Origin of the sequence: Winogradskyella sp. MIT101101 (assembly GCF_047126865.1) — a bacterium.
In the GTDB taxonomy this organism is placed as follows: Bacteria; Bacteroidota; Bacteroidia; order Flavobacteriales; family Flavobacteriaceae; genus Winogradskyella; species Winogradskyella ouciana.
In genome coordinates, this window is sequence record NZ_CP138982.1 from 735,011 (window position 1) to 747,180 (window position 12,170).

Below are 12,170 nucleotides of genomic sequence, written 5' to 3' on the forward strand. Positions count from 1 at the left end.
TTTTCTTGTTATTTTATTCCTTTTAACATTCTATAGTTGCCGTTCAAGTCCTTTTTCAATTCTACTTCACCTAAACCTGAATCTATTAACAATTGCTTAGTTTCATCGCCAAGATACTGGTTAATTTCAAAAAATAGTTGACCTTTTGGCTTCAAGTTTTTAACAGCAAACTTTGTGATTGCTTTATAAAATTGAAGGGGATTCTCATCCTCAACAAATAACGCCAAATGTGGTTCATTGTCTAATACATTGGGTTTTATTTCTATCTTTTCTAGGTTTCTAACGTATGGTGGATTGGACACTATTGTGTCAAATAAGCCCATCTGTCGCAAAGCGACATCTTCCCAAAGGAAAGAATCCTCACTCAACTTTAAGATATCTACTTCAATAAACTCAATGTCAACTTTATTGATTTCGGCATTTTTCCTGGCTATTGCTAATGCTTCTTTACTTACATCTAAAGCATAAACTTTTGCATGTGGTAAATTCTTTGCCAAACTAATGGCTATGCAGCCAGAACCTGTACCTATATCTAATATCTTTATTTGGGTTTTTTCGCTTCTCTCAGAATGACATTTAACAATCCAATCAACCAATTCTTCAGTTTCTGGGCGTGGAATAAGTACATGTTCATTTACTTTAAAATTTAAACCATAAAACTCTGTTTCTCCCAAAATATATTGAATTGGTTTTTGTTGTTTTAATTCTTCGAGAACATTAAAAAAGGTATTTGTTTCAGGCTTAGTGAATGTAAATTCAGGCTCTAAAGTCAATTGTATTCTAGGAACATTAAGATAGTGTTCGGTACATAGAAAGAAGAAACTTTCAACTTCATTTTCACCATAGATGGCATCTAATTCCTTGTGGAAGATATGTTTAAGTTCGAGTGCTTTCAATACTATAAATCTTTAAGCATCCAGACGGAACAAGAGTAATGACCTGTATCTCCCATGGGTTTTTCTATGCTCTCAAAACCAACCTTTCTGTACAATTTTCTGGCAGCGTCCATATATGGCATGGTTTCTAGATAGCATTGATCGAAACCAGCTTGTTTTGCAAAAGCCAAACATTTTTCCATCATTTTACTACCCAAACCTTTACCTCTAGCTTCTGGCATAAAGTACATTTTCTGCAATTCGCATACGTTGCCATCGTAATTGTCTAAAGGAGAAATTCCGGCGCCACCAATAATGGTGTTTCCTTTTTCAACCACAAAATACGCTTTTCGAGGCTTACTGTAAGTTTCAGTCATACAATCCAATGCTTTATCCTCATAAGCTGTACCTACTTTAGGTACACCAAATTCGATTAACACAGACCGAATGGCCTTAGCTATTTTAGGGTCGTCCTTTTGTTCTATTTCTCGAATAACAATAGTATCTTTACTCACTTAATTTATGAAATTTATACTGACTTTTTTTCGGTATGAAGATAGTTATAATTACCGTTTTATGCTTAAAAGAATTTTATTCATTTCGCTGTTTTGTTCACTGGTTTTTAACTGTACTGTAAATAAGCAACCTGAGTTTTTGGGACTGGAAAATATAGAAGTTGTTGATTCTAACATTAATAAAATTACACTCAGTGCAGATGCTTTGTTCATTAACCCGAATGACGTTGGTGGCACACTAAAAACCGATGATTTAAAAGTTTTTATTAACGATACGGAAGTCGCAAATATTGTTTCGGAATCATTTGATGTTCCTTCTAAAAACAACTTTAAAATTCCGCTTACTGTTGCTTTTGATACAGACAGCATCATTGACAAAAAAAGCCTAGGAGGTTTATTGGGCAGTTTAATATCCCAAAAACTAGAAGTGCAGTATAAAGGAGAAATAAAATATAAAGTATTTGGTTATTCTTCCACATATAACGTCGATGAAACTCAAAATGTAAAAATTAAACTTTAATTGCACAGTCACGAATACTATATAAATCGCTGTTTACAACTCGCAAAAAACGGATTGTGTACCACGAGACCTAATCCTGCGGTTGGCGCTGTAATTGTTTACAATGATACTATTATTGGTGAAGGCTTTACAAGTCCGTATGGCGGCAACCATGCTGAAGTTAACGCCATTAACTCGGTGAAAGACAAATCGCTATTGAGCAATAGTACCATCTATGTAACATTAGAACCTTGCAGTCATTACGGCAAAACACCTCCTTGTAGTGACTTAATCATTACCCATAAAATTCCAGCCGTAGTCATTGGCTGCGTTGATGATAACCCAGAAGTCTCTGGTAAAGGTGTTGAAAAACTTAAAGCATCAGGCTGTAAAGTAACCGTTGGTGTTATGGAAGCGGAATGTAAAGCGCATCATAAGCGATTCTTTACCTTTCATAACAAAAAGCGTCCTTATATTATCTTAAAGTGGGCTGAAACACGTGATGGTTTTATCGCACCAAAAACAAAAAATGAAAAGAAACCTGTTTGGATTACCAACCCGTATTCTAGGCAGTTAGTCCATAAATGGCGTGCAGAAGAACAAGCTATCTTAGTTGGCACAAATACTGTGATTGAAGATAACCCAAGCTTAACTGTTAGGGATTGGAAAGGGTCAAATCCTATTAGAATTGTTTTAGATAAAGATGAGAAACTAAATTCTGATTTTAATGTGTTTGACGATAAAGTAAAAACCATTAGAATAACGAACAATCTTATTGATTTTGAAAAACCAATAGCTCAACAAATTTGCAATCTTTTACATGGAGAGAACATTAATTCTGTAATAATTGAAGGTGGTTTAAAAACACTTCAAACTTTTATCGATGAAAACCTATGGGACGAAGCACGTGTTTTTACCGGAAATGTTGAGTTTAAAGATGGTGTTAGAGCTCCGCTATTTACAGGAAAACTTATTTCGGAATCCAGAATTAGTAAAGACGCACTAAAAATTTATTTGAACAGATAATGAGACTTCAGTTTACACGGAAAATGAATATGATAAAAACGTTGATTTTTGATTTTGGTGATGTGTTCATCAACCTAGACAAGCAAGGTGCAATGCAAAATGCATTAGAGCTTTTTGGGTTGAAAACTTTTGAAGACGACATGCTTTCTGCAAATATTCAGTATGAAATTGGAAAAATTTCCACCTCAGATTTTATTGCCTTTTACTTGAAAAAATTTCCGCATTTAAACGAGAATCAAATCATAGAAGCGTGGAATTATATCCTAAAGGATTTCCCGAAAAATCGTTTGGATTTCGTAAGAGATTTGGCTCAAAGTGGCAATTACAAGCTTGTACTATTGAGCAACACCAATGATATGCATATTGATTTTATTAAATCAAATGTAAAGTTCTATGAAGATTTTAAAAACTGTTTTCATAAGTTTTATCTTTCGCAAGAAATACACCTAAGAAAACCCAATGCTGACATATTTGAGTTTGTTATAAAAGAAAATAATCTTAATCCTACTGAATGTCTATTTATAGATGACACAAAAGAAAATACCGAGACAGCAGCATCAATGGGATTTAACATTTGGAATATAGATGAAACCAAAGAAGATATAGTCAACTTATTTGAAATTAAAAAAGACCTCTTTTGATTTACTTAATCCTTAGCATCTTATCCTCTACTGCAATATTTGTTGTATTCAAAACTCTAAGCAAATACAATGTTAACACATTGCAGGTTATTGTTGTAAACTATGTTATAGCTTTTATAACTGGCATAGCTCTGTATGATGAAACAATAAATCTAAATATTATCAATGCAGATTGGTTTATTGCAGCAATCGGATTAGGATTTATGTTTATCGCAATATTTAATGTTTTGGCGCTTACCGCACAAAAAAATGGACTCTCAGTAGCTTCAGTTGCCAGTAAGATGAGTGTTATAATCCCAGTATTATTCGGAATTGTTATTTACAACGAAAGTACTGGTTTACAAAAAGTGATTGGCATAATTCTAGCACTAATAGCTGTATTATTAACCTCAATTAAACCAAAGTCAGATGTGGTTTTAACCAAATCCATCTATTTACCTATTATATTGTTTTTAGGTTCTGGAATCATTGACACTAGTGTAAATCACTTTGCACCAGATGGAAATAAAGCCTTATTTTTAGCTATAATTTTTGGGATAGCTGGCATTATCGGAATTATAATTTTAAGCTATAAATCTATAATAGCAAAAGACCATTTTAAATTAAAAAGCATACCCTTTGGTATTATTCTGGGTATTGTAAACTACGCTTCCATGCATTACATATTAAAAGCATTGCGCGTCGATGGATTTGAGAGTTCCTCTGTTTTTACAATCAACAATGTAGCCATTGTTGCTATTTCAACTTTAATAGGCCTTTTTCTTTTTAAAGAACATATATCCGTAAAAAATTGGTTAGGGATTATACTTGCCCTAGTTTCAATAGGTTTAGTAACACTTTAACTGCTTAGTTTTTAAGCACTTTGATAAATTCAGAATTACTATCTGTAGAAATTTTAACCATATACATTCCTTTGGCTAGACTTTCTAAATTAATAAAGTCGGAATTCGTTTTGGCCAATACCATCTTACCGGTAATACTGTAAACTTCTATTTGGTCTAGAGGTTTACTGAAATCAAAATGTAGAATACCATTTGTTGGATTAGGGTAAACGCTTAAGTCGTTAAAAAATGTATCTTCAACTGACAGGAGATTGCTGCAATTCTCAGAAATAGAATTCACATTTTCTATAATACCTGTATTATCAAAGCTTAAGCCTGTAAAGCCAACATAATTTTCAGGGTAGCGATGTGCTCTAAACGCACTATTACCATCTGGATCCTCGAATTGATTTATATTAGATCCATTTGCAACCGGAATTATATATACCCAGACTACATTACCAGAACCATCAACTTCAGAAATCCTGCCCTTGTCGGTTTCATTGATAAGCGCATTCCCATTAGACATTATTTGCATACCACAACGCGATGAACCTTGCATTACTTCACCCATTATTGTACCATCATAAGACCAGAAGTAGTCGTTCGGCAAAAACTCTCCTGCCGAAAGACTATATACACCATTAGTGTCATTTTGATCTATGATATGAATAGACGAAGCAGTTAAATCAGTGCCATAGCCATCATTACTAAATGCCGATATTTTGCCTTCATGTGGGCCATCAGGAATCCATTTAGCATCATGCTGACTGCCTAGTTTACGATCGTTTATAGTACCTTTATCATATACTTCAGGATTTCCCCATCTCCAAAGAAAGTCACCACCTTTTCCATATATACCACCAGAATGAGATGCCGCTTCTGCAGTTGTTGTACTATGGTCAATTATGTAAATTTCGTGCGTATGTCTAGCAGAAATAATGATTTGGTCCAAGTCTTCGTTGTAATCTACCGAATTGGTATGTGTGTAGTCCACGGGATTGCCATCATCATAATCCATATGTAACAGCTGTGGATTATTAGCAACAGAGCCGAAATTAGGTTTGCTACTATCAAACTCTTGCACCATGTGATCAAAAAACTTCCATTCCCACACTATGTTGGCCGAGTTGGTGCCAACGGGTTGTATTTCTACAATTTTATCCAAAGCAAAAATAGCTTCTTCAAAAGAAGTGTCTTTACCCTGTGCTATCATTTCCGCATTCGTATAAGTATCTCTAACTAATACCAGAAAATTCCCATTTGGTAAAGGCTCGATATCATGATGAATACTAAAACCTAAATCATTAAAAAAATCAATACTCCACAGAATATTGTTATTCCAATCTCTTATATCTGCATTAAATCTGTTAGACTGTAGGATATTCCCGTTTTCTAGAATATAAAAATTAGTACTTATTTGGCCTGAGAAGTCCCATTGTTTAACAGCTTCACCACAATTATTTATGAGAAACACTCTATCATCAGAAAGTGCATTAAATAATGTATAACCATTGGATTTTTCTAGATTAACGTCATCAAACACCAATCCAACAGTCTCTTGCGCATATACAAGTTGAACAAGCCCAATCAATAGGGCTACAAAAGTAATCTTTTTCATAGGGCTCTTTTTAAACAAATATAACCAACCTTTATAAGAATTGAAAACTCAGGCTTAATTATAAGATGCATATTTTCTTAGACGCTGTCCTTACAATTTCCTAACAAGGATATAATTATATATAATCATAGCTCACATATGTTTTTCTTTTATTCAATTATTATATTCGCAATACTTTTATGCAAAATGACGACGTATATTATACTATAGCAAAACCTTCTGAGGGAGATATTTATAAAGACAGAAATAGTAAATTCCTTGGGTTTGCGTTTCCGGTTATTAATGAAGACGAGGTAAAATCTCATCTTGAAAACTTAAAAAAGGAACACTACGCAGCTAGACATTGGTGCTATGCGTATCAAATAGGCACTGAAACGATAAAATACAGAACAAATGACGATGGTGAGCCAAATAACTCAGCTGGCATGCCAATTTATGGTCAAATACAATCTTACAACGTTACCAATATTCTTATAGTAGTAATAAGATATTACGGTGGAGTAAAACTTGGTGTTGGAGGTTTAATCAATGCTTACAGAACAGGAGCACAGTTAGCTTTAGACTCTGCAAAAATTATTCAAAAAACTATTAAGACGACTTTTCAGCTAAAATTTGAGTACAAAAACCTGAGTAAAGTGATGCGGTTGATAAAAGAAAATCAAGTTAAAATAAACAAACAAAACCTACAGCTAAGTTGTTTGTTGGAAATATCTGTCAGAAAAAATGACAGTTTAAAGGTTTTTGAACTTTTTAATCAGTTTTTTGGCGTAGAGATACGCGAATTATAACGAATAATTTTGCAGTTTGTCTAAAAGATATTTTGGACAACGCGTCGGTCGGTTTCGTTTCATATCTATAAACGCCAATATAGTAGATCCAGTTGCCAGTAATTCATCAGATTCACTTCTTAATTCATACTCAAATTCTATTGAGGCCGAAGGCATTTTTTTTAACTTAGTTTTTACTTTAAGCATGTCGTCATAACGTGCTGAATTTTTGTAATTTATAGATAGTGAAATTACAGGCAACATAATACCTTCAGCCTCCATACCACTGTAACTCAGCCCAAACTGCCGTAACCACTCGGTTCTACCTACTTCAAAATAAACAGCGTAATTGGCATGATATACAACACCCATCTGGTCTGTCTCGCCATAGCGCACTCTAATACTTGTTTCGTTAAAATTCAATTATATGCTTGTGTTTAGGAAAAAATTTGTAATTTTCAAATGTTTTAAACATGAGGAAAAATTTCTTAAAATTCAACAGATATTGATTTTTTTTTTAAGAATTTTGTTCACATATTTGTCGTGTTCAAAACTGCAAGAGAATCCTAGTTCTCTTTTTTTTTGCTAATCTAACTAACAACAAATAATTTAACTTAACGAATGGAGATCACAGCGGAATCTGTATGGAGTAATTGTCTCGCCTTTATAAAAGATAATATACAACCACAAGCTTATAAAACGTGGTTTGAACCTATACAAGCTGTAAAACTTTCCGGAAATGCGTTGAGCATTCAAGTACCTAGTAAATTTTTCTACGAATGGTTAGAAGAACATTACGTTAAAATTTTAAAAGTATCGCTTACTAAAGAACTAGGTGAAGACGCAAAACTGGTTTACGTCATAAAGATGGAAAACACTTATGGCAACAAGCAACCGTTTACAGAAAAGATCCCTAGCTCAAACAGAAGTGCTGTAAAATCTCAAGATGTTGATGTTCCTTTTGATAACAAAAGTCCTGAGTTAAAAAACCCTTTCGTAATTCCTGGAATTAGAAATGTAAAAATTGAATCTCAATTAAACCCTAGTTATACGTTTGAAAATTTCCTAGAAGGAGATTCTAATCGTTTGGCAAGAAATGCAGGAATTGCAGTAGCCAACAAACCAGGAGGCACTTCTTTTAACCCGTTGTTAATTTTTGGTGGTGTCGGTTTAGGAAAAACACATTTAGCGCATGCTATTGGCGTGGACATCAAGGACAAATATCCTGAGAAAACGGTTCTATATATTTCTGCTGAGAAATTCACACAACAATATATAGATTCAGTAAAAAAGAATAATAGAAATGATTTTATCCATTTCTATCAAATTATAGATGTGCTCATTATTGATGACGTACAATTCTTATCGGGTAAAACTGGTACCCAAGATGTATTCTTTCATATCTTCAATCACTTACACCAAAATGGTAAGCAAGTTGTTTTAACTAGTGATAAAGCACCTGTAGATATGCAGGATATTGAGCAGCGCTTATTATCACGTTTTAAATGGGGACTTTCTGCCGAATTACAAACACCAGATTTTGAGACTAGAGTTTCTATTCTTAAAAACAAACTTTATCGGGATGGCGTGGAAATGCCAGAAGAAATTGTTGAGTATGTTGCGAAGCACATCAAAACCAACGTAAGAGAGCTTGAAGGCGCTATCATTTCATTAATTGCGCAATCTTCTTTCAACAAAAAGGAAATTACAATAAACCTTGCCAAGGATATCGTAGAGAAGTTTGTAAAAAACACCAAACGCGAAGTGTCCATAGATTATATTCAGAAAGTAGTTTCTGATTACTTCCAAATGGACGTAAGTACTTTGCAATCTAAAACACGTAAACGTCACATCGTACAGGCTCGTCAATTAGCCATGTTCTTTGCTAAGAAATATACTAAAGCTTCATTGGCTAGTATAGGCTCACAAATTGGTCAGCGCGACCACGCTACAGTACTTCATGCCTGCAAAACAGTAGATAACTTGTCTTCAACTGACAAACAATTTAGAAAGTATGTTGAAGATTTGGCTAAAAAATTAGCGCTCTAAACCCAAATAGAATAATGACTCGTATACTTGTGGTGTGTCTCGGCAATATATGTCGGTCGCCCTTAGCACATGGTATCTTAGAATCAAAGCTTCCTAAAGATAGTTTTTATGTTGATTCAGCTGGCACGGCAGCATATCACATAGGCAATAGCCCAGATCATCGCTCAATAAAGGTTGCCAAAACACATGGCGTTGACATAAGTGGGCAAAGTGCAAGGCAATTTAGGGTTTCAGATTTTGATACCTTCGATTATATTTACGCTATGGACGCTTCTAATTATAACAACATTATCAGTCTCGCCAGAAATAATGATGACATTGGTAAAGTGAAACTGTTCCTAGAGGAGAATAATTCAGTTTCCGATAAAAATGTCCCTGATCCTTATTATGGAGACATAAGCGATTTTGAGTATGTTTTTGATCTTTTAGAAGCCACTTCAAAAATACTTTCAGCTAAATTAAAAGAATAATCAACTGTAACGGAATTCTTACCTCTGCTCTATTTTTTGTATCTTAGTGTCACAACTTTCTTAAAAAAATGATATGAAAAACATTACCATACTTATATGTTGCCTATGCTTCGCCTTAGGCAATGCGCAAGATTTAGAATTGGAATTATTCGCATCTGGACTAGACAGACCTGTTAATCTTAAACATGCTGGAGACGATAGATTGTTTGCTGCTGAGCAAGACGGGATCATTAAAATCATTAATGCTGATGGTTCTGTAAACACTACACCGTTTTTAGATATTGAGGCGCGTGTAGAAAGTGGAGGTAGTGAAGAGGGACTTTTAGGTTTGGCCTTTCATCCTAATTATGCCACAAACGGTTATTTTTTTGTTAATTACACCAGAGACGTAGTTGGACAGACTGATAATGAAACTGTGGTGTCCCGATTTACCCGTAGTAGTACGGATTCATCACAAGCAGATCCTAATTCTGAATTGATAATCCTCACATATACACAACCATTCACAAATCATAATGGTGGTGAATTGCAGTTTGGGCCAGATGGTTACCTGTACATTTCAAGTGGAGATGGAGGTTCGGGAGGCGACCCACAAGATAACGGTCAAGATTTAGGAACTTTACTAGGTAAATTATTACGTATAGACGTTAATAATTCAACTATGTCTAACCCATACGCAATCCCAGCAGACAATCCATTTGTTGGCACTGCTGGTGCCAGAGGAGAAATATGGGCCTATGGGTTACGTAATCCATGGAAATTTTCCTTTGACCGTTTGAATGACGATATATGGATTGCTGATGTAGGGCAAAGCGCAAGGGAAGAAATAAACAATGCACCATCAACTTCAGCAGGCCTCAATTATGGCTGGAGATGTTATGAAGGTAATAATACCTACAACACATCTGGTTGTCCACCTATGAGCTCTTTAACATTTCCTGTAGCCGAATATGCACATTCTGGTGGTAGGTGCTCAATTACCGGAGGATACAGATACAGAGGATCAGAATTTCCTGGTTTTAATGGATTGTATTTCTTTGCAGATGTTTGCACCCAAGAAATAGGTTATATAGAATTTGAAAACGGAACATGGAACTCAACTTTTGAAGGGTTTTCAGGAAGTTTGGTCGCTTTTGGGGAAGACATCAATGGAGAACTTTATATATGCTCTCTTGGAGGGGACATTAGTAAGCTGGTGGATACCTCACTTGGCACAGAAGATTTTGATTTGAACAATGTTGCTATTTATCCCAACCCGGCAGAAAATGAGATCACAATTGATTTTTCATCAGTGAATGCTACCATAAAAAGCGAAATGACAATCTTTGATTTACAAGGCAAGATTATAAATAGTAAAAATAAAAGTTCTGATGCGGTTCAAAAAATCAACACATCGCAATTGTCGCAAGGTCTATATTTATTGCAAATCCGTGCTGACAACGGAGAACAAATAACCCATAAACTTGTTATACAGTAATGAGTAAGACAATTGGTAAGCTATATCTCATTCCAACACGTTTAGGTGACAATCCGCCACTAGAGGTGTTACCTATTTCAATAAAAAAAGTAATCGAAGATATAGATTACTACATCGTAGAAAATGAAAAAACAGCAAGGCGTTTTATAAAACGTATATCACCAGGTAAATCCCAGCCTAAATTAAAACTAAGCATACTCAATAAATACACTACGGAAGCTGAGCGCAACACTTTTTTAAATCCATGTTTAGAAGGTGAGTCCATAGGGTTGCTCTCCGAAGCTGGTTGTCCTGCCATTGCAGATCCTGGGTCTGACATTGTAAGTTTGGCACATCAAATGAATATAAGAGTGGTGCCTTTAGTTGGTCCGTCTTCAATTATAATGGCACTTATGGCTTCTGGGATGAATGGTCAAAGTTTTTGCTTTAATGGGTATTTACCAATAGATAAAGGTGAGCGGAAGTCTAAACTAAAATCTTTAGAACGATTTTCATCCGAACATAATCAAGCACAGATTTTCATTGAGACACCATACAGAAACATGAAAATGCTTGATGATTTGTCTAGTGTACTTCAACCTCAAACCAGAGTTTGCGTTGCTTGCGATTTAACCCTACCTACTGAATTTATAAAGACAATGTCTGCCAAAGATTGGAAACACAACAAAGAAGATCTACATAAGAGACCAGCTATCTTTATTATACAAAAAGATTAAAGTCTGGCTTTAGCTTTTTTATTTGGCTTAATTATAGAAGTATCGTAACCAGAAAACTTTTTCATATAGTATTTAAGGGTTGAACCATAGGCATCAGCAACATTATTGCCACCATAGCTTCTAAGAAACTTTTTAACACTACCTGGTCCTGCAAGATGAGCAGCAGCCAAAATACCAGATTCGGTCACTTTTACACCAGCAATAAATTTTCCATCAAAACGCTTAATATCTTTTCTTAAAATCCATTTATTACGCGCCGCATTAGCAATAAATGCTTTTTCTTGCAATTCTGGATTGTATAAAAATTGATTTGGGTTGTAGATTCCAATAAGTTTCAACGTTTCGGAACCAAACTGATACTTACCCAAATAACCTAATGTATTTACTGTAAAGTAATTACCTCTAGACTCTTTAAAAGCCAATGCTTCTTTAAAGCCTTCAAAAGATTTACCCAAGTGAGGTGAGAATATATTTGACTTAGATTCCTTTGAAAAATCTGCCATTGCCAATTCTGCAGAAATATTATAATCTAGCTCTAACCCTTCTGTAGAATACAACTCTGTATTAAGCGTAGAATCTGGATATAATCCCATTGCAACTAATAAACAAATTGCAAATGGTAATAAAAATTTTTTAATGCTATTCTTTGTCATAACAGCTAATTTTAAACTAGCAAAACTTTCCCCAAAAGGT

The 12,170-nt window shown here is 34.7% G+C and carries 14 protein-coding genes; 9 read left to right on the forward strand and 5 right to left on the reverse strand.

Annotated elements, in window-relative coordinates:
* Positions 1 to 8: 8 nt before the first annotated feature.
* Both prmC and SIB89_RS03370 read right to left on the reverse strand, forming a co-directional pair.
* Positions 9 to 896 carry a peptide chain release factor N(5)-glutamine methyltransferase gene (prmC, locus tag SIB89_RS03365; protein WP_412561162.1) on the reverse strand — a complete coding sequence of 296 codons (888 nt, stop codon included), beginning with the start codon at positions 894 to 896 and terminating at the stop codon, positions 9 to 11.
* Positions 897 to 898: 2 nt separating this feature from the next.
* Positions 899 to 1,390, reverse strand: coding sequence for a GNAT family N-acetyltransferase (locus SIB89_RS03370; protein ID WP_412561163.1), 492 nt, complete (start codon positions 1,388 to 1,390; stop codon positions 899 to 901).
* A 61-nt stretch (positions 1,391 to 1,451) separates the two neighbouring features.
* On the opposite strand from SIB89_RS03370, the gene SIB89_RS03375 reads away from it, so the two are divergent.
* The 4 genes from SIB89_RS03375 to SIB89_RS03390 are packed head-to-tail and all read left to right on the forward strand — an operon-like array spanning position 1,452 to position 4,398.
* Positions 1,452 to 1,910 (forward strand): LEA type 2 family protein, encoded by a 459-nt coding sequence (locus tag SIB89_RS03375; RefSeq protein ID WP_412561164.1) that lies wholly within the window; start codon positions 1,452 to 1,454, stop codon positions 1,908 to 1,910.
* Complete coding sequence (gene ribD / locus SIB89_RS03380) at positions 1,911 to 2,915, forward strand: bifunctional diaminohydroxyphosphoribosylaminopyrimidine deaminase/5-amino-6-(5-phosphoribosylamino)uracil reductase RibD (RefSeq protein ID WP_412561165.1); 1,005 nt, start codon at positions 1,911 to 1,913, stop codon at positions 2,913 to 2,915.
* Positions 2,916 to 2,938: 23 nt separating this feature from the next.
* Positions 2,939 to 3,556 (forward strand): HAD family hydrolase, encoded by a 618-nt coding sequence (locus SIB89_RS03385; RefSeq protein ID WP_412561166.1) that lies wholly within the window; start codon positions 2,939 to 2,941, stop codon positions 3,554 to 3,556.
* Positions 3,553 to 4,398, forward strand: coding sequence for an EamA family transporter (locus SIB89_RS03390; RefSeq protein WP_412561167.1), 846 nt, complete (start codon positions 3,553 to 3,555; stop codon positions 4,396 to 4,398). Before SIB89_RS03385 ends, SIB89_RS03390 begins: the two co-directional genes overlap by 4 nt.
* Positions 4,399 to 4,402: 4 nt before the next feature.
* Here SIB89_RS03390 and SIB89_RS03395 read toward each other — a convergent pair whose 3' ends face one another.
* The gene (locus tag SIB89_RS03395; RefSeq protein ID WP_412561168.1) at positions 4,403 to 5,998 is read right to left on the reverse strand and encodes an aryl-sulfate sulfotransferase; all 1,596 of its coding nucleotides are present in this window, start codon (positions 5,996 to 5,998) and stop codon (positions 4,403 to 4,405) included.
* Between the two features lie 179 nt (positions 5,999 to 6,177).
* Here SIB89_RS03395 and SIB89_RS03400 point away from each other — a divergent pair, with 179 nt between their 5' ends.
* The gene (locus SIB89_RS03400; RefSeq protein WP_412561169.1) at positions 6,178 to 6,786 is read left to right on the forward strand and encodes an IMPACT family protein; all 609 of its coding nucleotides are present in this window, start codon (positions 6,178 to 6,180) and stop codon (positions 6,784 to 6,786) included.
* Here SIB89_RS03400 and SIB89_RS03405 read toward each other — a convergent pair.
* The gene (locus SIB89_RS03405; RefSeq protein ID WP_412561170.1) at positions 6,781 to 7,188 is read right to left on the reverse strand and encodes an acyl-CoA thioesterase; all 408 of its coding nucleotides are present in this window, start codon (positions 7,186 to 7,188) and stop codon (positions 6,781 to 6,783) included. The two genes, SIB89_RS03400 and SIB89_RS03405, sit on opposite strands and share 6 nt — an antisense overlap.
* A 198-nt stretch (positions 7,189 to 7,386) precedes the next feature.
* Between SIB89_RS03405 and dnaA the strand changes: the two genes are divergently transcribed.
* The 4 genes from dnaA (at position 7,387) to SIB89_RS03425 (ending at position 11,477) form a co-directional block, all read left to right on the forward strand.
* Positions 7,387 to 8,814: a chromosomal replication initiator protein DnaA gene (gene dnaA / locus SIB89_RS03410; RefSeq protein ID WP_155087171.1), complete on the forward strand. Its 1,428-nt coding sequence runs from the start codon at positions 7,387 to 7,389 to the stop codon at positions 8,812 to 8,814.
* A gap of 14 nt (positions 8,815 to 8,828) precedes the next feature.
* A complete protein-coding gene (locus SIB89_RS03415; RefSeq protein ID WP_412561171.1) occupies positions 8,829 to 9,284 on the forward strand; it encodes a low molecular weight protein-tyrosine-phosphatase in 456 nt (151 codons plus the stop codon).
* 73 nt (positions 9,285 to 9,357) lie between these two features.
* Positions 9,358 to 10,761, forward strand: a complete 1,404-nt coding sequence (locus SIB89_RS03420) for a PQQ-dependent sugar dehydrogenase (protein WP_412561172.1) — start codon at positions 9,358 to 9,360, stop codon at positions 10,759 to 10,761.
* Positions 10,761 to 11,477, forward strand: coding sequence for an SAM-dependent methyltransferase (locus SIB89_RS03425; RefSeq protein WP_412561173.1), 717 nt, complete (start codon positions 10,761 to 10,763; stop codon positions 11,475 to 11,477). Before SIB89_RS03420 ends, SIB89_RS03425 begins: the two co-directional genes overlap by 1 nt.
* Here SIB89_RS03425 and SIB89_RS03430 read toward each other — a convergent pair.
* Positions 11,474 to 12,130, reverse strand: a complete 657-nt coding sequence (locus SIB89_RS03430; protein ID WP_155087167.1) for a peptidoglycan-binding protein LysM — start codon at positions 12,128 to 12,130, stop codon at positions 11,474 to 11,476. The genes SIB89_RS03425 and SIB89_RS03430 overlap by 4 nt on opposite strands.
* Between the last annotated feature and the right edge of the window lie 40 nt (positions 12,131 to 12,170).